General features: G+C 58.5%; 27 protein-coding genes. 16 read left to right on the top strand and 11 right to left on the bottom strand.

Features of this window, described 5'->3' with window-relative positions; all coding sequences use genetic code 11:
• The first annotated feature begins 27 nt into the window (after nucleotides 1–27).
• Genes ACR0IY_RS11905 through trxA form a run of 7 tightly spaced genes read left to right on the top strand, consistent with a single transcriptional unit; the run spans nucleotide 28 to nucleotide 10,392 of the window.
• Complete coding sequence (locus ACR0IY_RS11905; protein WP_480673486.1) at nucleotides 28–1,536, top strand: PAS-domain containing protein; 1,509 nt, start codon at nucleotides 28–30, stop codon at nucleotides 1,534–1,536.
• 41 nt (nucleotides 1,537–1,577) lie between these two features.
• Entirely contained in the window at nucleotides 1,578–2,051 is a 474-nt protein-coding gene (gene tsaE, locus ACR0IY_RS11900) for a tRNA (adenosine(37)-N6)-threonylcarbamoyltransferase complex ATPase subunit type 1 TsaE (RefSeq protein ID WP_480673484.1), read from the top strand.
• The gene (locus tag ACR0IY_RS11895) at nucleotides 2,048–3,052 is read left to right on the top strand and encodes an aminoglycoside phosphotransferase family protein (RefSeq protein ID WP_480673482.1); all 1,005 of its coding nucleotides are present in this window, start codon (nucleotides 2,048–2,050) and stop codon (nucleotides 3,050–3,052) included. The genes tsaE and ACR0IY_RS11895 overlap by 4 nt, the downstream gene beginning before the upstream one ends.
• The gene (locus ACR0IY_RS11890; RefSeq protein WP_480673480.1) at nucleotides 3,049–3,735 is read left to right on the top strand and encodes a nucleotidyltransferase family protein; all 687 of its coding nucleotides are present in this window, start codon (nucleotides 3,049–3,051) and stop codon (nucleotides 3,733–3,735) included. Before ACR0IY_RS11895 ends, ACR0IY_RS11890 begins: the two co-directional genes overlap by 4 nt.
• Entirely contained in the window at nucleotides 3,728–6,655 is a 2,928-nt protein-coding gene (addB, locus tag ACR0IY_RS11885; protein ID WP_480673478.1) for a double-strand break repair protein AddB, read from the top strand. The genes ACR0IY_RS11890 and addB overlap by 8 nt, the downstream gene beginning before the upstream one ends.
• Nucleotides 6,652–10,011 (top strand): double-strand break repair helicase AddA, encoded by a 3,360-nt coding sequence (gene addA / locus ACR0IY_RS11880; protein WP_480673476.1) that lies wholly within the window; start codon nucleotides 6,652–6,654, stop codon nucleotides 10,009–10,011. Before addB ends, addA begins: the two co-directional genes overlap by 4 nt.
• Before the next feature lie 60 nt (nucleotides 10,012–10,071).
• Complete coding sequence (trxA, locus tag ACR0IY_RS11875; protein ID WP_068339912.1) at nucleotides 10,072–10,392, top strand: thioredoxin; 321 nt, start codon at nucleotides 10,072–10,074, stop codon at nucleotides 10,390–10,392.
• A gap of 54 nt (nucleotides 10,393–10,446) precedes the next feature.
• On the opposite strand, the gene ACR0IY_RS11870 is transcribed toward trxA, so the two are convergent.
• The gene (locus ACR0IY_RS11870) at nucleotides 10,447–11,208 is read right to left on the bottom strand and encodes an FkbM family methyltransferase (protein ID WP_480673474.1); all 762 of its coding nucleotides are present in this window, start codon (nucleotides 11,206–11,208) and stop codon (nucleotides 10,447–10,449) included.
• A gap of 214 nt (nucleotides 11,209–11,422) precedes the next feature.
• Here ACR0IY_RS11870 and ACR0IY_RS11865 point away from each other — a divergent pair, with 214 nt between their 5' ends.
• Nucleotides 11,423–11,773 (top strand): Lin0512 family protein, encoded by a 351-nt coding sequence (locus ACR0IY_RS11865; protein ID WP_480673472.1) that lies wholly within the window; start codon nucleotides 11,423–11,425, stop codon nucleotides 11,771–11,773.
• The gene (locus ACR0IY_RS11860) at nucleotides 11,770–12,126 is read left to right on the top strand and encodes a Lin0512 family protein (RefSeq protein WP_480673470.1); all 357 of its coding nucleotides are present in this window, start codon (nucleotides 11,770–11,772) and stop codon (nucleotides 12,124–12,126) included. The genes ACR0IY_RS11865 and ACR0IY_RS11860 overlap by 4 nt, the downstream gene beginning before the upstream one ends.
• Nucleotides 12,127–12,181: 55 nt before the next feature.
• Here the strand turns inward: ACR0IY_RS11860 and ACR0IY_RS11855 are convergent, their stop codons facing one another.
• Entirely contained in the window at nucleotides 12,182–12,376 is a 195-nt protein-coding gene (locus tag ACR0IY_RS11855) for a DUF1127 domain-containing protein (RefSeq protein WP_480673468.1), read from the bottom strand.
• Nucleotides 12,377–12,573: 197 nt separating this feature from the next.
• Here ACR0IY_RS11855 and hslV point away from each other — a divergent pair, with 197 nt between their 5' ends.
• Nucleotides 12,574–13,131, top strand: a complete 558-nt coding sequence (gene hslV / locus ACR0IY_RS11850; protein ID WP_480673466.1) for an ATP-dependent protease subunit HslV — start codon at nucleotides 12,574–12,576, stop codon at nucleotides 13,129–13,131.
• 107 nt (nucleotides 13,132–13,238) lie between these two features.
• On the opposite strand, the gene ACR0IY_RS11845 is transcribed toward hslV, so the two are convergent.
• Nucleotides 13,239–14,480, bottom strand: coding sequence for an MFS transporter (locus ACR0IY_RS11845; RefSeq protein ID WP_480673464.1), 1,242 nt, complete (start codon nucleotides 14,478–14,480; stop codon nucleotides 13,239–13,241).
• 117 nt (nucleotides 14,481–14,597) lie between these two features.
• Nucleotides 14,598–14,999, bottom strand: coding sequence for a DM13 domain-containing protein (locus ACR0IY_RS11840; protein WP_480673462.1), 402 nt, complete (start codon nucleotides 14,997–14,999; stop codon nucleotides 14,598–14,600).
• A 199-nt stretch (nucleotides 15,000–15,198) separates the two neighbouring features.
• Here ACR0IY_RS11840 and hslU point away from each other — a divergent pair, with 199 nt between their 5' ends.
• The 3 genes from hslU (at nucleotide 15,199) to ACR0IY_RS11825 (ending at nucleotide 18,920) form a co-directional block, all read left to right on the top strand.
• Nucleotides 15,199–16,506 (top strand): ATP-dependent protease ATPase subunit HslU, encoded by a 1,308-nt coding sequence (gene hslU / locus ACR0IY_RS11835; RefSeq protein WP_480673460.1) that lies wholly within the window; start codon nucleotides 15,199–15,201, stop codon nucleotides 16,504–16,506.
• 99 nt (nucleotides 16,507–16,605) lie between these two features.
• Nucleotides 16,606–17,703, top strand: coding sequence for an alpha/beta hydrolase (locus ACR0IY_RS11830; RefSeq protein ID WP_480673458.1), 1,098 nt, complete (start codon nucleotides 16,606–16,608; stop codon nucleotides 17,701–17,703).
• Nucleotides 17,700–18,920, top strand: a complete 1,221-nt coding sequence (locus tag ACR0IY_RS11825) for an MFS transporter (RefSeq protein WP_480673456.1) — start codon at nucleotides 17,700–17,702, stop codon at nucleotides 18,918–18,920. The genes ACR0IY_RS11830 and ACR0IY_RS11825 overlap by 4 nt, the downstream gene beginning before the upstream one ends.
• On the opposite strand, the gene ACR0IY_RS11820 is transcribed toward ACR0IY_RS11825, so the two are convergent.
• Genes ACR0IY_RS11820 through ACR0IY_RS11810 form a run of 3 tightly spaced genes read right to left on the bottom strand, consistent with a single transcriptional unit; the run spans nucleotide 18,917 to nucleotide 21,200 of the window.
• Entirely contained in the window at nucleotides 18,917–19,504 is a 588-nt protein-coding gene (locus tag ACR0IY_RS11820) for a Smr/MutS family protein (RefSeq protein WP_480673454.1), read from the bottom strand. The genes ACR0IY_RS11825 and ACR0IY_RS11820 overlap by 4 nt on opposite strands.
• Complete coding sequence (mltA, locus tag ACR0IY_RS11815; protein WP_480673452.1) at nucleotides 19,504–20,544, bottom strand: murein transglycosylase A; 1,041 nt, start codon at nucleotides 20,542–20,544, stop codon at nucleotides 19,504–19,506. Before mltA ends, ACR0IY_RS11820 begins: the two co-directional genes overlap by 1 nt.
• Entirely contained in the window at nucleotides 20,541–21,200 is a 660-nt protein-coding gene (locus ACR0IY_RS11810) for a Tim44/TimA family putative adaptor protein (protein ID WP_480673450.1), read from the bottom strand. The genes mltA and ACR0IY_RS11810 overlap by 4 nt, the downstream gene beginning before the upstream one ends.
• A gap of 107 nt (nucleotides 21,201–21,307) precedes the next feature.
• Here ACR0IY_RS11810 and ACR0IY_RS11805 point away from each other — a divergent pair, with 107 nt between their 5' ends.
• Entirely contained in the window at nucleotides 21,308–21,799 is a 492-nt protein-coding gene (locus ACR0IY_RS11805) for an FxsA family protein (protein WP_480673448.1), read from the top strand.
• Nucleotides 21,800–21,863: 64 nt separating this feature from the next.
• Entirely contained in the window at nucleotides 21,864–22,361 is a 498-nt protein-coding gene (gene secB, locus ACR0IY_RS11800) for a protein-export chaperone SecB (protein ID WP_480673446.1), read from the top strand.
• Nucleotides 22,362–22,388: 27 nt separating this feature from the next.
• On the opposite strand, the gene dnaQ is transcribed toward secB, so the two are convergent.
• Genes dnaQ through ACR0IY_RS11780 form a run of 4 tightly spaced genes read right to left on the bottom strand, consistent with a single transcriptional unit; the run spans nucleotide 22,389 to nucleotide 25,123 of the window.
• Entirely contained in the window at nucleotides 22,389–23,111 is a 723-nt protein-coding gene (gene dnaQ / locus ACR0IY_RS11795; RefSeq protein WP_480673444.1) for a DNA polymerase III subunit epsilon, read from the bottom strand.
• On the bottom strand, nucleotides 23,104–23,697 hold the full coding sequence (coaE, locus tag ACR0IY_RS11790) for a dephospho-CoA kinase (protein WP_480673442.1): 594 nt from the start codon (nucleotides 23,695–23,697) through the stop codon (nucleotides 23,104–23,106). The genes dnaQ and coaE overlap by 8 nt, the downstream gene beginning before the upstream one ends.
• Nucleotides 23,694–24,527 (bottom strand): shikimate dehydrogenase, encoded by an 834-nt coding sequence (locus tag ACR0IY_RS11785; protein ID WP_480673440.1) that lies wholly within the window; start codon nucleotides 24,525–24,527, stop codon nucleotides 23,694–23,696. The genes coaE and ACR0IY_RS11785 overlap by 4 nt, the downstream gene beginning before the upstream one ends.
• Nucleotides 24,524–25,123 (bottom strand): Maf family protein, encoded by a 600-nt coding sequence (locus tag ACR0IY_RS11780; protein WP_480673438.1) that lies wholly within the window; start codon nucleotides 25,121–25,123, stop codon nucleotides 24,524–24,526. Before ACR0IY_RS11780 ends, ACR0IY_RS11785 begins: the two co-directional genes overlap by 4 nt.
• 404 nt (nucleotides 25,124–25,527) lie before the next feature.
• On the opposite strand from ACR0IY_RS11780, the gene ACR0IY_RS11775 reads away from it, so the two are divergent.
• Nucleotides 25,528–25,977, top strand: a complete 450-nt coding sequence (locus ACR0IY_RS11775) for a CopD family protein (protein ID WP_480673436.1) — start codon at nucleotides 25,528–25,530, stop codon at nucleotides 25,975–25,977.
• The last annotated feature ends 100 nt before the right edge of the window (nucleotides 25,978–26,077 follow it).

Genomic DNA, 26,077 nt, shown 5'->3' with positions numbered 1-26,077 from the left:
CTTCGTGATGTCAGTTCCGAGGAGAGCATGGTCGATTGGATCATACTAGCTGGTATCAGCCTGGTGTCCGCCAGTCTGGCGGTGCAGTGGTTGTTGCCGCGCCACAGGCAACGGGGCGACAATTTCGGCTTGTCATCACCCGCATCGCTGTATGATGCGGTGTTTCTGTTCGATGACAACCGCCTGATCAGCCATTCCGACATCGCGCTGGACGGGTTCGAAGCGGTTCGGGACTGGCAGGACCTGCGCCGATTGCTGCAGCGGGATTTCCCGACATTCCCGGAAACGCCAGACCGGATCCGACACGAAGGGACTCTGGTCATACCTGCCATAGACTGCACCGTCGAACGCGATGTTCTGTGCGAGTGGATAGACGGCATCGTTCGCGTACAGTTGCGTGATAGTACCGAGCGCCCAACTCCGGCCCTCCGCGACTCGCATGACCCCATCCGCTTGGCGATGGAGCAGGCCCCCTACCCGGTGTGGCTGCTGGATCACCAAAGCAACGTTCGATGGTGCAATGCTGCGTACGTATCGCTGGTGCGTAAGGTCCGGGGTCAGGACACAGACCTGACTGCGCCGCTGTTTCCCGGTGCCGACGGGGATGCAAGGCTGGGCGCAAAAACCCGCATTTCGATCTCGTCCGAGGGCAGCGACAGTAAGCTCTGGTTCGATTTGACCATGGTGGCCCATCCCGAGGGGCACCTGAGTTATGCCGTCGACATAAATGCCATTGTGGCGGCGGAAACCGCCCAGCGCAAATTCGTCCAGACCATGACAAAAACCTTCGCGCAATTGTCCATCGGACTGGCCATTTTCGACCGCAACAGGCAATTGGCGCTGTTCAACCCTGCCCTGATCGACCTGACCTCCTTGCCCCCGGATTTCCTCAGCTGCCGCCCTGGAATGTCCAGTTTTTTTGATCGGTTGCGGGATCAGCACATGATGCCGGAACCCAAGAATTACCGCAGCTGGCGCAGTCAGATGAATGACTTGCTGGAGGCCGCTGAAGACGGAAATTATCAGGAGACATGGTCATTGCCCTCGGGATCGGTCTATTCGGTCAGCGGACGCCCCCACCCCGATGGTGCCGTCGCTTTTCTGTTCGAGGATATCACCGCCGAAATAACGCTGACCCGGCGGTTTCGGTCAGAGATGGACCTGATGCAGTCCGTCCTGGACAAGCTAGCCGATGCCGTCGCCGTGTTTGGTGATGATGGAACGCTGGCCTTCACCAACCTCGCCTATCAGAGACTTTGGGGCGATTCCGGTGAGGCCGGGTTTGAACCGGATTCCGTGCTGGATGTGACACGCGCATGGCAGGAACATTGCGCTGCCACGCCGATCCTGGGTGAAATTCGCGACTTTGTGGCAATGCGGGACAATCGCGCAGAATGGTCAAGCAGTCTTCGGTTGCGAAACGGCACCAACCTGAATTGCATTGTCAGCCCGATGCAAAATGGCGCAACGATTATTCGTTTCGCCACCGACGAACACGAGGTTGCGCCGCAGCCGATCCGCCAAATCAGCGCCTGAACCGGGTTGCAGCCGACCGGGCGTGGGGTCATTGTGGCGCCATGACGGAGCACTCTCTTTCCTACACACTGAATTCACCCGAAGAAACGGCCGAATTGGCCGCTCGGATCGGCGCGCAACTGCGGCCGGGCGACATTGTGCTGCTTGAGGGTGAGATCGGCAGCGGCAAGACCCATTTCGCGCGCAGCCTGATCCAGTCGTTGATGGGCATCCCCGAGGATGTTCCCTCGCCCACATTTACATTGGTACAGGCCTATGAAACTCAGGCCGGCGAGATATGGCATTGCGATCTGTACCGGTTGAGCGCTGTGGAAGAGATCGAGGAACTGGGCCTGACCGAAGCTTTCGAATCGGCCATCTGCCTGATTGAATGGCCGGAAAAACTGGGCCCTCTGATACCCGTTGCGGCGCTGAAAATGCACTTAACAACAGACCCTAATACTGAGGATACGCGTTTTTTGAACCTGACGTGGTCCGATCCGAAATGGCCCCAGAAACTGGAGATTTCCACATGACAAACCGGGCAGTGCTGGCCGAGGCGCTGATCGCACAAACGCCCTGGGCCAACGCCACACGCGCGCCCTTGGCCGGGGATGCCTCTAACCGCCGGTACGAGCGATTGACCGACCCTGAGACCGGTCGCACGGCAGTGCTGATGGATTCCCCGCCGGGCCAGGCCGAACCGGTAGAGGATTTCGTGCGCATGGCCATGTATCTACGGAAAATCGGCCTCAGCGCACCTGAGATTTACGCAGAAGATACCCAATACGGTTTTCTGCTGTTGGAAGATCTGGGGGATGACCTTTTCGCCCGTGTCCTCACGCATAACCCCAAGATGGAACGGGAACTCTACGAGGCCGCGACCGATGTGCTGATCGAGCTGTACCAAGCACCCACTCTATCCCTGCCATCCTATGATCCGGCTTTGATGACCGAACTGGCCGCGCTGTCATTCACCCAATACGCGCAAGCGGTTCTTGGCCAGCATGACGCGGATGCGCGTTCCCGGTTCGAACACCGGTTTTCGGACATTGTGCATTCCGAGACCTCGGGCAAAAAAGTCGTCGTTCAGCGCGACTACCACGCCGAAAACCTGATCTGGATGCCCGGTCGTGACGGGATAAAACGCGTTGGTCTGTTGGATTTTCAGACCGCGATGCTGGGGCATCCAGCCTATGATCTGGTCTCTTTGCTACAAGATGTTCGCCGAGATGTGGCGCCTGGCACCGAGATGCGGATGGTGAACCGATATATTACTGCAACCGGCGTGAACGATCATGACTTCCGTACCGCATACGCCGTATTGGGGGCGCAACGAAACCTGCGCATTCTGGGTGTGTTTGCCCGTTTAGCGACCGAGCGCGGCAAACCCCAGTACATTGATTTGATCCCGTCCACCTGGGCGCATCTGATGCGCGACCTCGATCACCCTGCCCTTGTCACCGTCGCGGACCTACTGCGCCAAGCTCTGCCCGCACCGACCCCTGAAAATCTGGACAGGCTCAGACAGAGATGACCCATGATCCCGAAGCTGTGATGCTGTTCGCCGCTGGGTTTGGCACCCGTATGGGCCAGATGACCAAAGATCGTCCCAAACCGCTGATCGAGGTTGCCGGACGCCCCTTGATCGACCACGCGCTGGGTTTGGTGGACGATTTGCACCCGGATCGTGTGGTGGCGAACCTGCACTATCTGCCTGACCAGCTAGAGGCCCATCTGGCCCCCAAAGGGGTTCTGTTATCCCTTGAAACGCCCGAGATTCTGGAAACAGGGGGCGGGTTGCGCGCGGCCCTGCCGCTGCTGGGGCCGAACCCGGTTTTTACATTGAACACGGATGCGATCTGGTCTGGACCGAACCCTCTGACCCTGTTGCGCGATGCCTGGGATCCCGACAGGATGGATGCGCTGCTAATGTGCATTCCAACCGGTCAAACACTCGGCCATGCCGGTCCTGGCGATTTCACGGTGGATGACGACGGGCGAATTACCCGCGGACCCGGTTTGGTCTACGGCGGTGCGCAAATCATGAAGACCAAAGGGTTGATGTCCATTTCCGAGCGGGCATTCTCGCTGAACCTGCTGTGGGACCAGATGCATGAACGGGGACGCCTGTTCGCAACCATTTACCCGGGCCGTTGGTGTGACGTTGGTCGCCCCGAAGGGATCGCGCTGGCCGAAGGGTTGATCGCTGATGTTTGAACCCTCTGCTACACCTCGGGTATTCGCCGTACCGCCCGGCGTGGATTTTCCCAAAGCGCTGGTAGATGGGTTGCAGCAACGCAGCGCCGATCACCCGCCCGAGGCATTGGCCCGAGTTCAGCTGGTCGTGAACACCCGCCGCATGGCCCGCAGGGTCCGCGAGCTGTTCGATCAGGGTCCGGCCAGCCTGCTGCCACGCCTGTCACTGGTGACCGATCTGGGCGAAAGTGTCGATCTGGCTCAGATCCCGCCCGCCATTCCGCCGCTGCGGCGCAGGTTGGAACTGACACAACTGATCGCCAAACTTCTGGAACAACAGCCAGATTTGGCCGCGCGATCTTCGCTTTTCGACCTGTCCGACAGTTTGGCCGCGCTGATTGATGAGATGCAGGGTGAAAACGTTTCACCCGATGCTATCCGGCAGTTGGATGTCAGCGACATGTCCGGCCATTGGGCGCGGGCGCAGGCGTTCATTGGAATTGCCGACCACTTTATCGACTCGGGCCCAGATGCACTGGACGCGCAGGCCCGACAGCGGCGTGTGATCGAGAACCTGATCGATCGCTGGCAGGTCGCGCCCCCGCCGCACCCGGTGATCCTGGCCGGGTCCACTGGATCACGCGGAACAACCCTTATGCTGATGGAGGCCGTCGCCCGCCTGCCACAAGGGGCATTGATCCTGCCCGGCTATGATTTTGATCAGCCAGATCATGTCTGGCGCGAACTTAATGAGGCACTGACCTCTGAAGATCATCCGCAATACCGCTTTCGCAAGCTGATGACCCGGCTTGAGATGCAGCCCCGGCAGATCGCGCAATGGATTGATGACCCCGCTCCATCTCCATCCCGTAACAAGCTGATTTCACTGGCGTTACGCCCAGCACCGATCACCGACGCGTGGATGTCTGAAGGTCCGCATCTCAGCGATCTGGACGGTGCCACCAAGGACCTGACGCTGGTCGAAGCGCAATCGCCCCGGGCCGAAGCGTTAGCCATCGCTCTGCGCCTGCGGCAAGCGGCTGAAACCGGCCAGACCGCCGCCCTGATCACGCCGGATCGCATGCTGACCCGTCAAGTCAGCGCCGCGCTGGATCGGTGGAACATCCTGCCCGATGACAGCGCTGGACTGCCGTTGCAATTGTCGCCTCCGGGTCGTTTCCTGCGCCATGTAGCGGGTCTGTTTGCCCGGCGGCTGGACAGCGAGGCACTGCTGACCCTGCTGAAACATCCCTTGTGCCACGATGGCATCGACCGGGGCTCGCATCTGCTACATACCCGCGATCTGGAACTGGATCTGCGGCGTCATGGCCCACCGTTCCCGGACAGTGTCAGCCTGACCGCGTTTGCCATACGAAAGGAAATGCCTGACGGGTGGGTGCGCTGGCTGTCTGCACATTTCTGTGACCAACAGGTGACGGGTGAACTGGCCTTGTCCGACTGGGTGAACCGGTTGCGTTTGCTGGCCGAAGCAATTTCCGCCGGCGGCGATGGCGAAACTGGAACCCTTTGGGATAAGAACGCCGGTCAAAAAGCGTTGAAGGTCCTGACAACTCTTGAAACAGAGGCTCAGCATGGCGGCCCGATGACCGCCCATGATTTTGCCGATCTTCTGGGTGCGCTTCTGGCGGGTGAAGAGGTTCGCGACCGTGACGCGCCACACCCGCACATCATGATCTGGGGTACGCTCGAGGCGCGTGTTCAGGGGGCCGACCTGCTGATTCTGGGTGACCTGAACGAAGGTAGCTGGCCCGGGGCCGCAGCCCCAGACCCCTGGTTGAACCGCCAGATGCGCGACAAGGCCGGATTGTTGCTGCCAGAACGCCGGATTGGCCTGTCCGCCCACGATTTCCAGCAGGCTGTCGGTGCGCCTGAGGTTTGGCTGACCCGCGCAACCCGGTCCGATGACGCCGAAACCGTGCCGTCACGCTGGCTGAACCGGATGACCAACCTGTTGCAGGGCTTGCCGGGGCAGGGTGGTCCCGAGGCCCTGTCGGCCATGCGCGCCCGTGGTCGGCAATGGCTGAACTGGTCGGAACAGCTTGAGGTCGCGCCGCAGATTGCGCCAGCGCCGCGCCCGTCGCCACGCCCCCCGGTCGCCGCCCGCCCGCGCCGTCTGAGCGTGACCGAAATCAAACGCCTGATCCGCGATCCGTATGCGGTCTACGCCAAGCACGTGCTGAAGCTGCGGCCTCTGGACCCGCTGGTACAGGCCCCCGACGCGCTGCTGCGCGGCATCGTCATCCACGAAATTCTGGAACATTTCGTCAAGGACAGCGTGTTGGACAGCGCCTTGCTGACCCGAGAGAATTTCCTGAAACGGGCTGAAACCCTGCTAGATCAACATGTCGCGTGGCCCACCGCCCGCAAATTGTGGCTGGCGCGGCTGGAACGCATCGCTGATGATTTCCTGAGCGCCGAAACCGCCCGCCGCGGGGATGGCGGACCAGTTGCCTTTGAAGCGGCGATGAAACTGGTACTGTCGCCGCTGGATTTCACAATTGCAGGCCGCGCCGACCGGATCGATCACAACAGCCTCGGGGCGCTGCGGATTGTGGACTACAAAACCGGCACGCCGCCGACGGAAAGCCAGCAATCCAAGTTTGACAAGCAGCTGCTGATCGAGGCTGCAATGGCCGAGCAAGGCGCAATTGAAGGCATCGACCCGAACCCCGTGGCCGAGGCTGTGTTTATCGGTATGGGCGGCACCTACAAAGAAGTTGCGGCTCCCTTGGACAAAGAGCCACCAGACAAGGTACTGGCAGAGTTGAAAGAGCTTATTTCTGCTTATTTAGAGCCTGATCAAGGCTTCACGTCGCGCCGTATGCTGCACAAGGACACCGACATTGGCGACTATGACCATCTGGCCCGCTTTGGTGAATGGGACCGGACCGATGAAACAACGCCCGAGAACCTGACATGAACGCGCGCAACGATGCCACCGAGCGGCAAGTGCAGGCAGCGCGGCCCGATGCCTCGACCTGGCTGGCGGCCAATGCGGGTTCAGGGAAAACGCGGGTACTGACTGACCGGGTGGCACGTCTGTTGCTGGGCGGCGTGCAGCCTCAGCATATTCTCTGCCTGACCTATACCAAAGCGGCCGCCAACGAGATGCAGAACCGTCTGTTCAAGCGGTTGGGTGAATGGGCGATGTTGAGCGATGCGCCCTTGCTGGCGCAACTGACCGATCTGGGCGTGCAGGGAGCAATCAACCCAGACCGGTTGGCGCAGGCACGGACGTTGTTTGCTCGTGCCATTGAAACGCCCGGCGGCCTGAAGATTCAGACGATCCATTCCTTCTGCGCCTCGCTGCTGCGGCGTTTTCCGCTGGAGGCCGGGGTCAGCCCGCAGTTTTCCGAGATGGAAGACCGTGCCGCAGCCTTGCTGCGCGAGGAGATTGTCGAGGATTTCGCCGAAGGCCCGCAGGCCGCTCTGATCGAAGATGTCGCCCGGTTTGTCACCGACACCGGGTTCGACAATCTGACGGCGGCCATCACTCACAAACGGAACTTGTTTGCCCAACCCGCGGGCTGGCCTGAACTTTTGCAGCGGTTTGACCTGCCTGAAGGGTTTGACGAAGACACCTTGCTGGGTCGCGTGTTTCTGGGGGGTGAGGTTGATCTGATCCAATCGATCTTGCCCGCACTCACCGAAAGTGGGGGCAATAACGCCAAGGCGGCCCAGAAACTCAGTACCTTCACCGAAGCGAGACTCAGCAGCTTACCCGCGCTGGAAGGCGTGTTTCTGACCGGAAAATCCGCCAAAGAGCCCTTTACCGCCAAGATCAACAGCTTTCCCACCAAAGCCCTGCGTGAGGGAGCATTGGCCGGTCAAATGCCGCACCTGGAATCGTTCATGTTGCGAGTCGAGGCGGCGCGGGAACAGCGCCTTGCGCTGATTGCCGCGCGCAAGACCCATGTCCTGCATCGGTTTGCCTCAGCATTCCTGCCGGAATACGAGCGGCGCAAACAACAGCGCGGCTGGCTGGATTTCGACGATCTGATCCTGCGCGCCCGGCAGGTGCTGAATGATCCGGCAGTGGCGGAATGGGTGCTGTACCGGCTGGACGGTGGCATCGACCACATTCTGGTCGATGAGGCACAGGACACCAGTCCGGATCAATGGGACGTGATTGAAAAGCTGGCACAGGAATTCACCAGTGGGGAAGGGGCCCGTTCCGGTGTAGATCGCACGATCTTCGTGGTCGGCGACAAGAAACAGTCGATCTATTCCTTTCAGGGCGCCGACCCGCAAGCCTTTGACCGGATGCAGCAGGAATTTGGGCGTCGGTTGGCAGAATCAGGCTCTAAACTGTGGGATTCGACGCTGGAATATTCCTTTCGGTCGTCCAGCGCGATCCTGTCTTTGGTCGATATCCTGTTCGAAAACCGTGCCGAGGCTGGGTTTCACAAGGAAAGCCAGCACCGCGCTTTCAAGGCCGAGCTACCGGGTCGGGTCGATCTGTGGCCTGTGGTCGAAAAAGTCGATCAGGACGAGGATGGCGACTGGACCGACCCGGTGGATCGCCCCGGCGCACGGCATCACACCGTCATTCTGGCCGAGCAGGTGGCCCACTCGATCAAGACCATGATCGACACTGGCGAAACCATCCCCGAGGATGGCGAAACCCCGGGAACCCTCGTGCGGCGCAAGGTTCAGCCGGGGGACTTCCTGATCCTGGTCCAGCGCCGCTCGGACCTGTTTGCCGAGATCATTCGGGCCTGTAAAGCGCTGCGCCTGCCCATCGCCGGGGCCGACCGACTGAAAGTGGGGGCGGAACTGGCGGTGAAAGACCTCGCCGCGCTGCTCAGCTTTCTGGCCACGCCCGAGGACAGCCTTTCCTTGGCCACCGTTCTGAAATCACCTCTGTTCGGCTGGAGCGAGCAACAACTGTTTGATCTGGCGCATCGACGACAGGAACAATTTCTTTGGGCCGCACTGCGCCAACGTGCCGAGGAATTCCCGGATACGATGGAAATCCTCACCGATCTGCGTGGCCAGATCGACTTTTTGCGCCCCTATGACCTGATCGAGCGTATCCTGACGCGCCATGACGGGCGGCGCAAGTTGCTGGGCCGTCTGGGGGCCGAGGCCGAGGACGGCATCAATGCGCTGTTGTCGCAAGCGCTGGCCTATGAGCGCACGGATATTCCCAGCCTGACCGGATTTCTGGTCTGGATGCAGACCGACGATCTTGAGATTAAACGGCAGATGAGCGGTGTCGGCAACATGATCCGGGTAATGACGGTTCATGGCTCAAAGGGGCTCGAGGCGCCAATCGTCATCTTGCCGGATACCGGAAAACGGCAGGCTCCACGCGATGCCGAGATTATGGTGGGCGAGGGGACACCGCTGTGGAAAGTGCCTGCGGACGGGTCTCCTGCCTTGATAGCACAGGCGCGTGCCGACGCACGGACGCGGGAAGAGAATGAACGACTTCGACTGTTATATGTGGCTCTAACACGGGCAGAAAAGTGGTTGATCGTGGGTGCGGCAGGGGATGTCGGAAAGGAAGGCACCAGTTGGTATCAGATGGTTCAGGCAGCGATGGCCCGGGCTGGGGCCACGCAATTGCCCGGTAGCGAAACCCTGCGTCTGGCGCATGGAAACTGGGACGCGCCCCCGCTGGTCGAGCAGGCTGAAACCGTAACGCCGACGGCAGAGCTGCACGATCGGTTTCTGTCGCCGGTGGCTGCGCCCGAACCAGAACCGGAAACGCTCAGCCCGTCAGACCTGGGTGGGGCCAAGGCATTGCCTGGCGACACCGGTCAGGATGAAGAAACAGCAAAGCTGCGCGGCACACGCCTGCATCTGTTATTGGAGCATCTGCCATCCGTCGAACCGGATGAATGGCCTTTGGTATGCGCAAGGCTTTTACCCGATATGCAACAACCTGATCGTCAGGACCTGTTGAACGAAGCGCAGCACGTTCTGACCGCCGAACATCTGCAGCCGGTCTTCGCGGGCGATGCCATGGCCGAAGTTTCCGTAACAGCTGATCTGAATGGGCAGCGCATGCACGGAGTGATCGACCGTCTGATCGTTTCCGATACAGAGGTCCAAGCGGTTGATTTCAAATCAAATACCACGGTTCCGGACAACCCGGCAGACTGCCCTGAAGGCCTATTGCGGCAGATGGGGGCGTATGCGCGGGCACTGGCTCAGATCTATCCGGGTCGCAAGATCCGCACGGCAATCCTGTGGACCCGGACCGCCGATCTGATGTGGCTGCCACACGATCTTGTGACGGATGCGTTGACCCGCACCCAGATATCTTGACCTTGGGGTGTCCCGACCCTACGTTCTGTTCCCGAGTTTACCCCATTCAGGAGACAGAATATGTCGACCGTAGCCGTAACCGACGACACCTTTGACGCCGAAGTCAAGAATTCCGACATCCCCGTGGTTGTCGATTTCTGGGCTGAATGGTGTGGCCCGTGTAAACAGATCGGCCCCGCTCTGGAAGAGCTGGCCGCAGAATACGGTGACAAGATCAAAATCGCCAAAGTTGACGTAGACAGCAACCCGAACTCCGCCGCAGCCATGGGCGTGCGCGGTATTCCGGCGTTGTTCATCTTCAAGGACGGTCAGGTTGTGTCGAATCGCGCAGGTGCCGCACCAAAAGCGGCACTGCAAAGCTGGATCGACGAATCCATCTGATCCAACTGTTTTTGCAAGAACGGGCATCGCCAGGCGGTGCCCGTTTTTCTTTACCTATTCGTTGGCCGGCGCACCGATCCATTCCGCGGGCAGATCGATCACCGGTCCGTTTGGCCGATGACGGCGATCCAGAGGGTGCGGGAAACCCGTGGCGGGAATCATCGTCTTTACTCGGTCCCGCCGCACAAACGTAGCCTCGATCACACGCGGAAAGGTTTCGCCTTCCACCTCCACCGTGCCGGATGCGTTGTTTGGGTGGATATGGGTACAGACGAACCCGTCTTTCAGCGCGGACAGAGCTGGAAAGGCCCGCTTGAACGACATCGGCTTGATCAGAATCGACGGAATGCGGTGCAGCTCCAGAACGATGATGCGAAAGCGGTTCAGATACGCGGTCGGCAGGGTCGACAAGACGTTATACTCAGCCCCTTCGATATCCATTTGCAGCAACAGATCGCCGTCAGCAGGTGCATACCGATCCATCCAGTCCTTGAGGGAAATGACATCCGCACCCGTTTTCGCGGCCAGATGTTTCTTGATGAAAACCGAGTTTGGAATGTCCAGCTGCGGCTGATCGACCGACCCGTCCGCCATGACGGACGCAATCCCGTGCTTTGCCAAATCCAGTTCAAAGCTGGATTGCACTGACACGCCCGGCGAAAAACAGGTTGTGATGTCCTCAAGATCATTGGGCAGCAAATAACCGCCATCCCCAAAGTCGCCGACGCGGATGAGCTTATATCCAAGATCATATGGTCTGATCACATCGGCAAGAAATGCCCGGCGGTCGGCAGTTGTCATGTTTGATCCGGGCATGGAGTCTCCGCTGAGGTTGAATTCTGCAGGTCACAATGTCTTGTCATGCCGGTATATGGAATACCAGCTTTGGATATAGATCGATGCGCCCGCGCGTTTGATCGTTCCAGTTGTCATAAAGACATACTCCAGAAGGCATTACTGTTTGAACTGGGTCTCGAGATCGGGTTGGTTCGGCGCATACGGCAACCTCTCAAATTCAGATGAGGCACAGATGGCAAAAACACGGGTTCTGGTGGAATTCGGGATGGGCACCTCGCTGAGGCGCGAGGATTACACCGAGGCATCCCTGCGCGCGATCAAGGACGCGCTGTGGCACAACTCGATCAACATGGCCGAGCTGTTCGGGTTTCCAAAAGAAGCGATGATCATTGACGCGGAGATCGGTGTGCAGCAACCGGATCAGGTTGATGTGGAAAAACTGAAAGCCATATTTCCCTACGGCCACCCCGAAGTCACCGTCACTCAGGGCGGGTTGGATATTGAAAAACCGGGTGGCGCGGGGCGCACCGTCATCGCCAACGCAGCCCTCGTTGTTTCCTTCGACATGGAGCCCGCACAATGACCGAAAAACGCATCATTCTGGAGATGGGTACCGGCAACGACCTGTATGGGCAGGATTACACCAAGGCCGCGCGCCGTGCGGTGCAGGATGCGCTACACCATTCCTCGATCACGTTGTTTTCCAAGCTGGGGATCGACCACACCGAGATGCGCGTCCAGGTGACAATCGGCGTGCAACAGCCCGAAAAGGTCGATTGCGCTCAGGTCGCTGCCGATCTGCCGCGTGGCCGGGCCGAGGTGCGTGCTGTCAAGGGCGGGCTGGATGTGGTCGATGACGACACGCGTCACGTAGTGGCCACCGCCGCGATCGAGGCGTTCCTGCCGGATCAGACCGGCAAATACGTTCAATGCTGACAAAGAAAAAGCCGCTCGAACGAGCGGCTTATCTTTTCGGTCAAACTGGGGACTATCAGATGTTTTTGATATCCGCGCGGCACAGGCCGATATCGTCCAGTTGTGCGTCGCTCAGGACCGACAGAGCTTTGCGGGTCTTACGAGATTCGTTCCAAGCCGCTGCTTGTGCGAATGTGTCGTAGATCGCGTCCACTACTTGCAGGATTGTAGCTGCTCCGAGTGGCGCATGGATATTTGCAGTGGTTGCCATTTGCGCATTCCTTAAATCTGAAACAGCCGACCCTTCGTCGGTTGTGATCCCCATTTAGGATTTTCGGCTGAGTCTCACAATTGCTGGTTCAACAGTCCCGATTTGCATTTATTGCATATCATTTAGGCAGTTTGTGACCTGTTGCGCTGCGGGCGGGACCGGCCCATATAGGACGGCAGACGAATACGGAGGCTTTTATGGCGGACAGCGATTTTCCCGGTTGGCACGGCACAACCATCATTGGCGTCAAGAAAGGCGGGCAGGTGGTGATAGCCGGCGACGGACAGGTCAGCCTGGGCCAGACCGTGATCAAGGGCACAGCGCGCAAAGTGCGCCGCCTGTCGCCTGGCGGGTTCGAAGTTGTCGCAGGATTTGCCGGATCGACCGCTGACGCCTTTACCCTGTTGGAGCGGCTGGAAGCCAAGCTTGAGGCCACACCCGGTCAACTGGCCCGCGCCTCGGTCGAGCTGGCCAAGGATTGGCGCACTGACAAATACCTGCAAAAGCTTGAGGCGATGCTGATCGTCACCGATGGCAAGGATCTGTTGGTGATCACCGGGGCAGGGGATGTGCTGGAGCCCGAACACAACGTCGCTGCCATCGGATCGGGCGGTAATTTCGCCTTGGCTGCCGCCCGCGCGATGATGGACAGCGACAAACCCGCCGAAGACGTGGCCCGTGGGGCGATGGCAATTGCCGCCGACATCTGCGTCTACACCAACGGCAATTTGACGGTTGAGACGATCGGTTCATGACCGAGGTATTCGGGGCGCTGATTGAGCGGGCACCATTGCCAGAGGATCTGCGCAACGTCCAACAGGAAGAATCCTAGGACGAGCAGGGATAATCTTCGCCGTTTATTTTAAGCCAACAACGCCCTGATTTCTTTACCCTTCCAGCGCAGGTGCATCCCGATCAGGCCCATCAGGGCCGTCGCAATGACGATGTAATAGGGCATGCGGATATCAAAGCTCATGAGCCCGCCGCCAATCAGCGACATGATCCCGCCCGCCAGACAGAACACCGCGGTTGTTACCCCCATGACCCAACCCTGATCGGTTTCAGCAACCGATGAGGAAAACAGGCCCAGCAGGGTCGGGTACGAGACGCCGAAGAAGAAATAGAAGAAGAACACTGGCACGTAACTCAGCACACCACTGGGGCTGAATGCAAAACCAATGCCACAGATCACCATCACCACCAAAGATGTGCGGATGATCTGGTGTTTGCTGAACCGCTCCTGCGCCGGTTTCACAAGGAAGGTGCTGGAAAAGGCCAGCGCGACGCCGATCACCACCATCGCCATACTGCCGCCAATCACGCTGTACCCCCAAGCGCTGGTCAGGAAGTTGTCGACGAAGACATAGAAGGTCACATTGGCGACCATAAACAGCGCGTAGACCGGTAGGATTTTCAGCACCAACGGGTGTTCACGTACTGCGATCAGACTGTCCGTGATATCACGGGGGCGGAACACAAAGGCTACACGCTCGATCCGAGTGTCCTTGAAGAAGAACAGCACCAGGAAAATGGCGATCAGCACCAGAACGAAGGCACCATAGAACGGGGTGTTCAGCGTGGCGAAACTGCCCAGCAGGTTTGCGTCTGATAAAATCGCGCCGATGATTGGCCCACCGACAAGGCCAAAGCTGACCCCGGTAACGATATATCCCATGTTGCGGTCCCGATCCGCCGCATCCTTGCTGCCATCAATCATAGCTGCTTGGGCAATGGGCTGGTTTCCGGCGGTGAAGCCGGTGATTGACCGCCCAATGATCAGCAACAGAAGGCTGTTCAGATACAGCGACGCAATGGTCAGTGCATAGCCAACCAGCGCACCAACTAGACAGACCAGCAAGGCATTCTTGCGCCCAATGGAATCCGAAACTTTCGAGACGTAAACGACGCCCAGAAACCAGGACAGGAAAAAACATCCGATCACTAGCCCATAAAAGAAATGGCGACGGCCAACGGGGGTGCTTTCTGGCAGGAAGCCCGATTTCGCCTCCATAATCAGCGAATTGATAATGGGAAAGACCAGGCCTTGACCGATCAGGTCGACAAACACCACGAACAGCAACGTGATCTTGGCAATCTTGGTCATAAAATTCGCCCCCGGTTCCAATAGCTTGGGGCAAGTGTAACAGACGGATGCTGAGGCACCTAATGACAAGTCGGAGGCCGGAATTCCTCCGGCCTCGCGATCAGAAATCGCGGCGCGTTACTGCAGCTTTGCAACACCCAACGGCACGCCAGCAACCTCACACCAGATATACACTTCGTTGTAGCTCGAAACATCCATGGTCGGCGGTACGGCATAGGATTGCTTGCCCGTCAGGTGTAGTAGCGCGCCCAGCTTGCTGTTGGGGTCATAAGTGCCGTCTTTGCCAAACGCCACACGCGGATCGGGACCACCATCCAGTGAGAAATCCTTACCCAACTCAACAATGTAACGCTCGCCATCCTTGACCAACTTCGCGGTGCCCGACGTTACATGGTTTGACAGGCCTTCGAACGTGCCTTTCTTTTTTGCGCCACCGGCCATAGCGGCGCTGGTGCCAGCCAGAGTCAGGGCTGCACCGGTTGCAGCAGCTTTCACAAAAAGCGAACGACGAGTCATCATGATTAAGTATCTCCAATTGTAGATGCAGGCAGGTTTGCCCGTCGCCGTTGGTTATGCCCCGGCCCCGGACAAGTTGGCGATTCACAACACCACGAAAACCCGTGTGCTTTCCATGAGTTGGCGTGATCTTTTCGTGATCGGCTTGTGTTTTCGCGCCGTATGATTAGGTTCCGCTGCGAAACAGACGGATAGATTAGACATGACCGACCTGACCCCGCGCGAAATCGTATCGGAACTGGACCGCTTTATCATCGGGCAGAAGGATGCCAAACGCGCCGTGGCCGTCGCGCTGCGCAACCGCTGGCGGCGCAAGCAGCTGGCCGACGACATTCGGGACGAGGTCTATCCTAAAAACATTCTGATGATTGGCCCCACCGGCGTTGGCAAAACCGAAATCAGCCGCCGCCTGGCCAAACTGGCCCGCGCGCCTTTTATCAAAGTCGAGGCCACCAAGTTCACCGAGGTCGGTTACGTGGGCCGTGACGTGGAACAGATCGTGCGCGATCTGGCAGATGCCGCGATCATCCAGACCCGCGAATACATGCGCGAAGATGTAAAGGCCCGCGCCCATCAGGCAGCCGAGGACCGCGTGATCGAAGCCATCGCCGGCACCGACGCCCGCGAAGCCACCCGCGAGATGTTCCGCAAGAAACTGAAAGCCGGTGAACTGGACGACACGGTGATCGAGCTGGAGCTGTCCGACACCTCAAACCCGATGCCGATGTTCGACATCCCCGGCCAGCCTGGCAGCCAGATGGGGATGATGAATTTGGGCGACATCTTCGGCAAGGCCTTCGGCGGGCGCACGGTTAAACGCAAAATGACTGTTGCCGAAAGCTATGAAGCGCTGATCGGGGAAGAGGCCGACAAGCTGCTGGACGATGAAACCGTCAACCGGATCGCGCTGGAATCGGTTGAACAAAACGGCATCGTATTTCTGGACGAAATCGACAAGGTCTGCGCCCGTGCTGAGGCTCGCGGTGGCGATGTCAGCCGCGAAGGCGTGCAGCGCGACCTGCTGCCCCTGATCGAAGGTACCACCGTTTCGACCAAGCATGGCCCGGTGAAAACCGACCACATCCTGTTCATCGCCTCTGGTGCGTTCCACATCGCGAAACCGTCGGACCTGCTGCCGGAACTTCAGGGCCGTCTGCCGATCCGCGTCGAATTGCGAGCCCTCACCGAAGAGGATTTTGTGCGCATCCTGACCGAGACCGACAATGCCCTGACCCGTCAATACACCGCTCTGATGGGCACCGAAGAGGTCACTGTCGGCTTTACTGATGACGGCATCGCCGCACTGGCCCGTATCGCAGCTGACGTGAACCAGAGCGTCGAAAACATCGGTGCGCGGCGGCTTTATACCGTGATGGAGCGCGTCTTCGAAGAGCTGTCGTTTACGGCCCCCGATCAGGCCGGGGCCGAGATCACCGTGAACGCTCAGTTTGTAAACGACAATCTGGGCGAACTGACCAAGTCCACAGACCTCAGCCGTTACGTTTTGTAACACCGCCAGCCGGATTTCGCCTTTTACCTCGCCCCATGTCGCTGGACCTGAGGCGAGAATTCATTAGCTTAGCGCAAAAAGGCCCAAGGACCTGTTGGCATGCGCTATTTGATTATTGTGTTTTTATCTCTGTCTCTGGGCGCTTGCGTTGACAGGACGGTCACCGAAGTTGTGCCCTCGGCCGTGGCGATTGGAACACCAGAAACCGTTTTTGCAAGCACAACCCGCGCCCGAGAGCCGGACGGATCTTATGGGTTCCGGCGCGGTGAAAAGCTTCAGTTTTTGGAAACCACAGTGTCCATTCCGCCGACCCACACGCCGGGAACGCTAAAATTCTCATACGCCAATCCGAGTCCTCAAAAAGAATTCGTTTTGTCAAACGTGACAGAACTGGACGGAGCGCGCGGGTTGAGAGAACACCTGCGCGGACAGGACGATGTCACGATCTTTGTCCACGGCTACAATTCAACGCAGACAGAAACCATTTTCCGCGCGGCTCAGCTGTCTCATGACATTGGCATTCCGGGATCGATCCTGGTCTATTCCTGGCCCAGCCGCGCCACAGGGTTTGGGTATGCTTACGATCTGGACAGCATGCTGTTTGCCCGCGACGGGTTAGAACAGACCATTCGCGAATTGAAGGCCATGGGGGTGAAACGGGTTCTCCTTGTCGCGCATTCCATGGGCAGCGCCCTTTCAATGGAGATGATGCGACAGGCCGAACTACAGGAGCCGGGCTGGGCAAAGAAAAACATCGAAGGGGTGGTTCTGATTTCACCTGATCTGGACGTCGATCTGTTCAAGTCGCAGATGGGACGCATCAAGAACCCTCCTGATCCGTTCATTGTGATGGTGTCGCAGAAAGATAAGATTCTGAACATTTCGGCCCGCCTGCGCGGAACTGCCGAGGGAGAGCGATTGGGCAATATCAGTTCTATCGCCACGCTCGAGGAGTTCCCAATCAACGTGATCGACACGACGGCCTTCAGTAGCGATGCGCAGTCGTCGCATTTCGTTGCGGCGACCTCTCCGGCATTGCTGGCGATCCTCAATTCGGTCCGACGCGTCAGCAATACGTTCGGGCCGAACGATCGGCCCGGTATCGACGTTCTGGTGCCCCCCAGCGAGAGAAATCCCGATGGAGCAACCGGAATTGTCCTGACCGAGACGGGACAGGCAGAGGTGTCAAATCCGTGAGGGCGTTCAGCCTGCGTAGGTATCTGGTTCAAAACGCAAGCTGGCTGAGCGCAGGTGTATTGCTGACATTTCTGTCCAGCTTCGGACAGACATTTTTCATCTCGATCTTTTCCGGACAGATACGCGCCGAATATGGCTTAAGCCACGGGGCTTGGGGTGGCATTTACTCTTTGGGAACGACCGTTTCCGCCATCGTGATGATATGGGCCGGGGGTTTGACCGACATTTTCCGCGTGCGCGTGCTGGGGCCGGTGGTTCTGATCGGGCTTGCGTTGGCTGCGCTGAGTATGGCGCTAAACCCGTGGGTAACCCTGTTGGTAGGGGTGGTCTTTCTACTGCGGCTGTTCGGGCAGGGGATGAGCATTCATTTGGCCCAGGTAGCAATGGCGCGCTGGTTCATCTCGACGCGCGGAAAGGCGCTGTCGATTGCGTCGCTGGGCTATGCGATCGGAGAGGCGCTGCTGCCAGTGGTTTTCGTAGCCGCGATGGCGTTTCTCGACTGGCGCTGGCTTTGGGTGGTGGCTGCAGGCATGGCGATATTGGGCATCCCGATTCTGGTACGTCTGTTACGGCAGGAACGCACTCCGCAAAGTTTGACCGGTGATCACACCGCCACTGGACTGCAAGATCGCCACTGGACCCGGCGCGAGGCCCTTTGCCATCCGCTGTTTTGGTACATCGCACCGGCAATCCTGGGGCCCTCGGCTTTCATCACCGCCTTTTTCTTTCATCAGGTTCATTTGGCGCAGGTGAAGGACTGGCCCCACATTCAGCTGGTGGCCTTGTTCCCAGTGTTCACCGGCGTTTCGATCCTGTCGATGTTTGCAGCAGGCTGGGCGCTGGATCGATGGGGTACCGCGCGGATCATGCCGTTTTATCAGCTGCCCATGGCCGTTGGTTTTGCTGTTCTGTCTGGTGCAACAACCATTGGCGGGGCCATGATTGGTCTGATCTTTCTGGCGCTGACCGTCGGCGCGAACACCACTTTGCCCAGCGCGTTCTGGGCCGAGTTCTACGGCACCCGCCACATCGGTGCGATCAAGGCCATGGCAACGGCGGTCATGGTGCTGGGATCAGCCATTGGCCCAGCCCTGACCGGAGTGCTGATCGACCGTAACGTGTCACTCGACACACAATTCCTCTGGACCGCCGGTTTCTTTGTGCTGGTTTGCGTGCTGGCATGGGCCGGAATTCACCGCACGCGGGCCAAAGTTTAACGACCGCGACGCAGATAAACGTAATAAGCCCCATCTCCGCCGTGGCTGATATGGGCGGGGGTCACCTGTAATACTGCCTGCGCCAGTGGCGGCAGAGACAGCCATTGAGGCACCTGATTGCGCAGCACGCCACGCGGGGTAGGAATGGGGCCGGGCTCATCGCGATCCTTGCCTTTGCCGGTGATCACCAGAACCAGCCGCTTGCCCTGCGCCTGCGCGGTCAGAACAAACCGCACCAAGGCAGGATGCGCGGTATCAATTCGCATGCCGTGCAGGTCCAGTTTTCCTTCGGGCTTCAGCTTGCCGCGCTTCATTCGGCCAAAGGCTTTGGTGTCCATCTGCACCGGGCTGGCCCGCAGACTGTCTGTGACCAAGGGCTTCAGTGCATGCCGCGCTGGTTTCGAAGTCACGTTCTGTCCAAGCTCAAAGGCTTCAATCCGCGCTTTGGGTGTCTTCGTTGGCTTGGGCTTGGGCAGGCTCACCGGATGCACCGATTGCGGCAATTCGGGATGCAGACGCTCGGCCTGTTTGGCGACCTTGCGCCAAAGATCAATCTCTTCTTCGGTCAGTTTGCGCCGAGTCATCAGAATTCATCCGGGATCAGGGCAAAGGCGCGCTGGATCGGCAGCAGCAGAACCATCCGACCCGGATCCTTGAGCCGCCCGGCCGCCTGACCGGCGACATCCCCGGTGCCAAAGAAGATATCCGCACGTTGCGCCCCTTTGATCGCAGCGCCCGTATCCTGTGCGATCATCAGACGCCGCAAAGGGTCCTTGCCGCCCTTTTCGACCCAAACCGGAGCCCCCAGCGGAGTATAGGCCGGATCAGCGGCAATGCTGCGCATGGTGGTGACGGATCGGTTCATTGCCCCCAACGGCCCGAGCTCGGGCGCAACCCGCGTCACTTCGCGAAAAAACACATATGACGGGTTGTGAAACAGAAGCTCGGCCCCGGCCTCGGGATTCTTACGAACCCAGGCGCGGATCATCTGAGCGCTGACCTCATGCGCGCCCAGCGCGCCGCGGCGGATCAGCTCGGCCCCAATCGAACGATAGGGGTGCCCGTTTGCACCGCCATACCCCACCCGCAAAGCACCGCCATCGGACAGGCGGATCCGGCCCGAGCCCTGGATCTGCAAAAAGAACAGCTCAACCGGATCATCGACCCAGGCGATCTCAAGCCCCCGGTCGGTCATGGCGTCGCTGGTCAGGATGTCGCGACGGCTGAGCCACGGCCCGTCGGCCCGTGCCTCGGGGGGCATTTTGTAGATCGGGTATTTGAAACGGTCAGTTCTGGTACGCGAGCCATCCAGTTCGGGTTCGAAATACCCGGTAAACAGTGCGTCCTTACCGTCTTCGACCAGAACCGGACGAAAAAACAGTTCAAAGAAGGCCCGCGCGGCATCGGCTTCATAGGTCCGGGCCACAGCGCACAACGCGCGCCAGTCGGGATCATTCAGGTCGCCACAGGTGTTCAGAAAGACCGAAAGGGCCGCCCCATGATCATCGGCGGCCCAACCTTCGAGGTCGTCAAACGACAGGATTGAGCGCGTCGCCTCGGCTCCGGCGGCGCTTGCGGTGGTCATCGCGCCCACCAGTAAAAGCGACCGGAGTGCGGCAATCATGCGTCCGTGGCAACAAGCAGCCAGTTCGGATCGTCGCTGCCCATGACGCGGGCAAAGGTCCAGCTGTCCTTTTGGCGTTTGACGGTGTTCGGGTTGCCTTCGATGATGTCACCACCGCGATCCCGCACAACCGAAGTCAGTTCACCCACAAACTTCATGGTGATCTCGGCCTGATTGGTATCCTTGTCGAATTTCGCATCAGCCAGCGTAGTTTCGCGCACGCCGATAAATTCGGCTTCGATGGTCAGCCCCTTGTCTTCCCGGTCTGCGACGACGGAAACGAAGGCGTCGAACACCTCTTCGGACAGGAAGGGCTGGATTTCATCCAGGTTTCCTTTTTCGAACCCCATGACGATCAGCTCATAGGCACCGCGCGCGCCCTGCACGAATTCGCTGACGGAAAAGCTGGGCTCGACCCGCTTCATCGCGGCCAGCGTCTGCGCTTGTTCGCTGTCTTCGGCAACATGGTCCGTGATGTCATGATCCGGGCCGCCATCAATCACTTCAAACCCGCGGCGGGCGTTCTGCGCATCAGGCTGCTGCTGAACGGGAGGTTTCTCAAAACCTTCACGCGTGCCCAGCACACTTTTCAGGCGCAGGATCAGGAAAACGGCTATTCCGGCCAGGACCAGCAACTGGATCATCGGTTCGTTCATTTCATCCTCTTTTCAGGCTGCGACTTTGTATACGCGGCCTCATGCCACTATGTAGGTGACAGTTCGTGGCAAGTCCACTGCCCGACCTCTGGTAAAGGATAACGCAAATGTACCTGTTCTTGGTATTTTTATTGGTTCCGATCATCGAGATTGCTCTGTTCATTCAGGTTGGCGGCCTGATCGGCTTGTGGCCAACACTGGCCATTGTGGTTTTGACTGCCGTTCTGGGTACCGCTTTGGTCAGGACACAAGGTCGCATGGCACTGGCCAATCTGCAGCGATCCTTTGCTGAACTGGATGATCCGACCGAACCTCTGGCACATGGCGCAATGATCCTGCTGTCCGGCGTGCTGCTGCTGACGCCCGGATTTTTTACCGACGCGGTCGGGTTCGCACTGCTGATCCCTGCAGTGCGCGTATCGGTGTTCCGCTATCTGAAGTCCCGCGTGAAGATCACGCAATTCCAGATGGGCTCCGGGGCGCAGTTTCGCACTGGCCCGTCCCCATTTGATCAGGATGACGTGATCGACGGCGAATTCACCGAGGTTCGCCCGCGTCAGAGCCCATCAAAACCCTCGAAATGGGTGGAAGGGCCGTGACCTGCATTGAGGTGCCGCGCCCAAATTGCTAAGCAGTGGCGAAATTCATTTTTGGAGTAGATCCATGGCCGAAGAAAAAGCTGCGGAAAACACTGCAGCCCAAGCTGCCCCTCAGGTTCAGATGCGTGTATTGGGACAATTCATCCGTGACCTGTCTTTTGAAAACGTAATGGCGCAAAAAGGCGTTTCGGGCGACGTGCAGCCTGAAATCGCCGTTCAGGTGAATCTGGACGCCAAGAAACGCCAGCCTGACCACCAGTACGAAGTCTCAATCAAGCTGAACCTGAAATCCAAGGCCAAAGGTCTGGAAGATATCCTGTTCCTGTGCGAGATCGACTATTGCGGCCTGTTCCACATCGAAGGTGTACCGGAAGACCAGCTGCACCCTTTCCTGATGATCGAATGCCCGCGCATGTTGTTCCCGTTCCTGCGTCGCATTGTCAGCGACGTCACCCGCGACGGTGGTTACCCGCCGGTCAACCTGGATACTATCGACTTTGTTGCGCTGTACCGCAACGAACTGATGCGTCGCCAGGCCGAAGCGCAGAAAACCGAAGCCTGATCGGAAAGACCCGCGCCGGGCATGGTCTCAGGCGCGGGTCCACAGGGCATTTTCACCCAGTTTCTCGACAAACGTCTCATGCGCTGCACGTTCATCGTCAGTGATTTTTGAAGCTAACGGCGTCGCGCGCGCGATTGGGCGCCAGTCATCGCCACCGCCACCGGTGGACGCCGCGGTCGCGGACAGGCCAAAATCCGGCTGCCGCCCACCAATCAGTTCCAGATAGACCTCGGCCAGAATCTCCGAGTCCAAAAGCGCCCCGTGCAGCACCCGGTTCGTGTTGTCGATGTTGAACCGCCGACACAGTGCATCCAGCGAGGCAGGCGAGCCTGGAAACCGTTTGCGCGCAATCGCCAACGTATCCAGTGCCTGATCCATCGGAATTTGCGGCAACCCCATCCATTTTAGTTCCGCATTCAGGAATTTCATATCGAACGAGGCGTTGTGGATCACCAGTTTCGAATCCTGGATGAAATCAAGAAACCCTTGACCAACCTTGGCGAAAACCGGCTTGTCCTTCAGCGTGACTTCACCCTTTTTCGGTGCGCGCGGGGTGTCCAACAGGTCGGGGCCGATGCCGTGAACGCCAAACGCCTCCTCGGGCATGGACCGTTCGGGGTTGATATAGACGTGATAAGTCTCGCCCGTGGCCACGTGGTTCCACAGCTCAACCGCGCCGATTTCAACAATCCGGTCGCCTCCTTCGGGATCGAACCCCGTGGTTTCGGTATCGAGTACAATCTCACGCATCTGCCAGCCCCGCCCGTATCTGCCTGACAACATCCTGCACCTGTGCGCGGGCGTGGTCCAGCGTATCCGTCACGATCACATAATCTGACCGCGCGCATTTTTCATCGTTCGGCATCTGCTTGGCGCGGATTTGTTCAAACTGAGCCTCGGTCATCGTTCCGCGCGCCATCACGCGGCGCTTTTGCTCCTCCGCCGGGATTGAGACGCAGGCGACGGCGTCCATTGCCGCCTCACCGCCGGTTTCGAACAGCAGGGGGATATCAAACACAAGAATATCCGCCGTGGCCTGTTCCCGAAACACAGCGCGATCCGCGGCCACCAAAGGGTGCACGGTAGCCTCGATCTGTTTCAGGGCGGCAGGGGTTTGCGTGATGATATGTTTCAGCGCGTCGCGGCTAACGGCATCGTCCACAATCGCGTCGGGAAACAGGGCACGCATCGGCTCAACACCCGCACCATCCCTTGAATAGAGTCTATGCACGGCTGCATCCGCATCCCACAACGCGCAGCCTTCGTCGACAAACATCTGCGCCGTGGTGCTTTTGCCCATCCCGATCGAGCCTGTCAGGCCAAGCGCAAAACTCATCCCAAAACCGCCGCGCGCAGGTCTTCGGTTACCTCGGGGCGCGTGCCGAACCAACGCTCAAAACCGGGTACAGCCTGGTGCAGCAACATGCCCAGACCGTCGACGGTGGTGCATCCAGCCTCTTCCGCAATACGCAATAGATGTGTCTTCAGAGGAGCGTAAACCAGATCGGTCACGACCGACCCGGGCTGCAAACCGTCCAAAGGTACGCGCAATTCTGGCTGACCCTGCATGCCCAGCGAGGTTGTGTTGACCACCAGTTCGGCGTCTTCGACAACATTGCCGGCCTGAACCCAATCAATCACGGTGATGCGGTCTCCGAATTCCTGTTCTAACTGATCGGCGCGGGCGCGCGTGCGGTTGGTCAACAAGATATGCGGCACGCCCGCGTCCAACAGGCCCTGCAGTACCGCCCGCGCAGCACCACCTGCGCCAAACACAACCGCTGGACCTTCCGACGGAACCCATTCCGGCGCACCGTTGCGTAGGTTCTCCATAAACCCATAACCGTCGGTGTTATCCGCATGGATCGAACCATCGTCCTGAAACACCAGCGTATTGGCAGCCCCGATCACCGAAGCGCGGTCTGACACCTGATCCGCAATGCGCAGCGCGGCCTCTTTATGGGGAACGGTCACGTTGGCCCCTACAAAACCCGCTTTGGGCAGCGTGCGCAGAATCGTTTCAAGATTTTCGGGGGCAACATCCATTGGGATATAGTGGCCCGGCAACCCGTACTTTTTCAGCCAATGGCCGTGTAGCTGCGGCGATTTCGAGTGCGCAATCGGGTGTCCGATCACCCCGGCCAGCGGAATTCGGTTATGCGTCATTGATCGATCACCCCTTTTACGGCCAGATAGTTGAGCAGTTCCAACAGGGGCATACCCAAGACATTAAAGTAATCGCCGTCAATGGCGGCGAACAGGCGCACGCCTTCCTCCTCCAACTTATACGCGCCCACCGCGTGCCGGATACTGTCCCAATTACGGTCGATATAATTGCGCAGATAAGCGTCCGAGCTCATCCGCATCCGCAGGCGCACTTGACCAACATGTCGCCAGATCGGCTCACCATCCTGATAGATCACCGCAGCTGACAACAGCATATGCCGCTTGCCTCGCATCGCCTTGAGTTGCGCCAGCGCGTCCTCGGGCGTTTCCGGTTTCGAAAGCAACTGACCATCGAAATCAAGTACCTGATCGCAACCCAGCACCATCGCGCCTGGGTATTTGTCGCTAACCTTTCGTGCCTTCATCTCGGCCAGCGCATCGGCAATATCGCGGGGCGGGGCATTTTCGGCCAACAGCGCCTGTTTCACGGTATCCTCGTCCACGCGCGCGACCTGGACGGAAAACGGCACGCCTGCGTTTTCCAGCAGTTGCGCGCGAATGGTCGAGCCTGAGGCAAGGATCATGGGGACAGACATGTGGAAAACCCCGTGTGCAAATCGTTGAGCGTTCTAGGACGGTTTGTATGGTTTTCCGGTTGACACGCAACCCCGGGAGTTTGGCAAAAATCTCCCATGAGTCGCCCTAACAATGTCCATCCGGGACAAGGATAACTCCGCAAACTTGGATAACCGCGATTTCCCGGATTACCCAAAGAGTTATCCCCAGATAAATTGATCTAATATAAAGGTAAGGCACTGAATTTAAAATGAAATTATCAAAATCAACAGAATCGCGGGAAAACAGAGAAACTCTGTCCACCTGGGGAAAACACCTGTGTAAAAAAGTAATCCACGGATTTTGTTCACCCTACAAAACCATCTTCCTTTTTCTTTTCTTATTTTTTTATTAGGGAGAGTTCCGAACAACACCCGGAGCTGGAATGACCGATCTTCTTTTCACGATTTACCCATGGGTGAAGTCTTTACACATCATGGCCGTGATCTCGTGGATGGCCGGATTGTTCTATTTACCCAGACTGTTTGTCTATCACGTAGAGAAGGCGCAGGCCGTTGATGGGGCTGAGACCATTTTCTTTGAAATGGAAGATAAGCTGCTGCGTGTGATCATGCGCCCGGCAATGATCGTGGCCTGGGGGTGCGGATTGATCATGGTGTTCACGCCGGGCATTGTTGGATGGGATTGGAGCTGGCCCTGGGTTAAAGGGGCCGCCGTGATCGGCATGACCTGGTTCCATCACTGGCTGATGGCCCGGCGCAAGGATTTCGCAGAGGGGCGAAATACGCTCACAGGACGCCAGTATCGCATGATGAACGAGGTTCCCACCGTTTTGATGGTTGTGATCGTCCTGGCGGTCATTCTGAAGTTCTGAGAGCTTATTTGACTCTTCATCAGTAAGCGCATACTTATCCCGTAACACGCCCGTCCGGGCGGCGTATCTTCCGTACTGAAATTTCACTCCGTGCCGCGAC

This window comes from Ruegeria sp. BC1, assembly GCF_056539305.1.
Note: the sequence above shows the minus strand (reverse complement) of the source record. Positions and strands in the feature narration are given on the sequence as shown.

Coding starts and splice junctions, on each gene's coding strand:
- ACR0IY_RS11905 (WP_480673486.1), top strand. CDS start 28: ATGGTCGATTGGATCATACTAGCTGGTATCAGCCTGGTGTCCGCCAGT.
- tsaE (WP_480673484.1), top strand. CDS start 1,578: ATGACGGAGCACTCTCTTTCCTACACACTGAATTCACCCGAAGAAACG.
- ACR0IY_RS11895 (WP_480673482.1), top strand. CDS start 2,048: ATGACAAACCGGGCAGTGCTGGCCGAGGCGCTGATCGCACAAACGCCC.
- ACR0IY_RS11890 (WP_480673480.1), top strand. CDS start 3,049: ATGACCCATGATCCCGAAGCTGTGATGCTGTTCGCCGCTGGGTTTGGC.
- addB (WP_480673478.1), top strand. CDS start 3,728: ATGTTTGAACCCTCTGCTACACCTCGGGTATTCGCCGTACCGCCCGGC.
- addA (WP_480673476.1), top strand. CDS start 6,652: ATGAACGCGCGCAACGATGCCACCGAGCGGCAAGTGCAGGCAGCGCGG.
- trxA (WP_068339912.1), top strand. CDS start 10,072: ATGTCGACCGTAGCCGTAACCGACGACACCTTTGACGCCGAAGTCAAG.
- ACR0IY_RS11870 (WP_480673474.1), bottom strand. CDS start 11,208: ATGCCCGGATCAAACATGACAACTGCCGACCGCCGGGCATTTCTTGCC.
- ACR0IY_RS11865 (WP_480673472.1), top strand. CDS start 11,423: ATGGCAAAAACACGGGTTCTGGTGGAATTCGGGATGGGCACCTCGCTG.
- ACR0IY_RS11860 (WP_480673470.1), top strand. CDS start 11,770: ATGACCGAAAAACGCATCATTCTGGAGATGGGTACCGGCAACGACCTG.
- ACR0IY_RS11855 (WP_480673468.1), bottom strand. CDS start 12,376: ATGGCAACCACTGCAAATATCCATGCGCCACTCGGAGCAGCTACAATC.
- hslV (WP_480673466.1), top strand. CDS start 12,574: ATGGCGGACAGCGATTTTCCCGGTTGGCACGGCACAACCATCATTGGC.
- ACR0IY_RS11845 (WP_480673464.1), bottom strand. CDS start 14,480: ATGACCAAGATTGCCAAGATCACGTTGCTGTTCGTGGTGTTTGTCGAC.
- ACR0IY_RS11840 (WP_480673462.1), bottom strand. CDS start 14,999: ATGATGACTCGTCGTTCGCTTTTTGTGAAAGCTGCTGCAACCGGTGCA.
- hslU (WP_480673460.1), top strand. CDS start 15,199: ATGACCGACCTGACCCCGCGCGAAATCGTATCGGAACTGGACCGCTTT.
- ACR0IY_RS11830 (WP_480673458.1), top strand. CDS start 16,606: ATGCGCTATTTGATTATTGTGTTTTTATCTCTGTCTCTGGGCGCTTGC.
- ACR0IY_RS11820 (WP_480673454.1), bottom strand. CDS start 19,504: ATGACTCGGCGCAAACTGACCGAAGAAGAGATTGATCTTTGGCGCAAG.
- mltA (WP_480673452.1), bottom strand. CDS start 20,544: ATGATTGCCGCACTCCGGTCGCTTTTACTGGTGGGCGCGATGACCACC.
- ACR0IY_RS11810 (WP_480673450.1), bottom strand. CDS start 21,200: ATGAACGAACCGATGATCCAGTTGCTGGTCCTGGCCGGAATAGCCGTT.
- ACR0IY_RS11805 (WP_480673448.1), top strand. CDS start 21,308: ATGTACCTGTTCTTGGTATTTTTATTGGTTCCGATCATCGAGATTGCT.
- secB (WP_480673446.1), top strand. CDS start 21,864: ATGGCCGAAGAAAAAGCTGCGGAAAACACTGCAGCCCAAGCTGCCCCT.
- dnaQ (WP_480673444.1), bottom strand. CDS start 23,111: ATGCGTGAGATTGTACTCGATACCGAAACCACGGGGTTCGATCCCGAA.
- coaE (WP_480673442.1), bottom strand. CDS start 23,697: ATGAGTTTTGCGCTTGGCCTGACAGGCTCGATCGGGATGGGCAAAAGC.
- ACR0IY_RS11785 (WP_480673440.1), bottom strand. CDS start 24,527: ATGACGCATAACCGAATTCCGCTGGCCGGGGTGATCGGACACCCGATT.
- ACR0IY_RS11780 (WP_480673438.1), bottom strand. CDS start 25,123: ATGTCTGTCCCCATGATCCTTGCCTCAGGCTCGACCATTCGCGCGCAA.
- ACR0IY_RS11775 (WP_480673436.1), top strand. CDS start 25,528: ATGACCGATCTTCTTTTCACGATTTACCCATGGGTGAAGTCTTTACAC.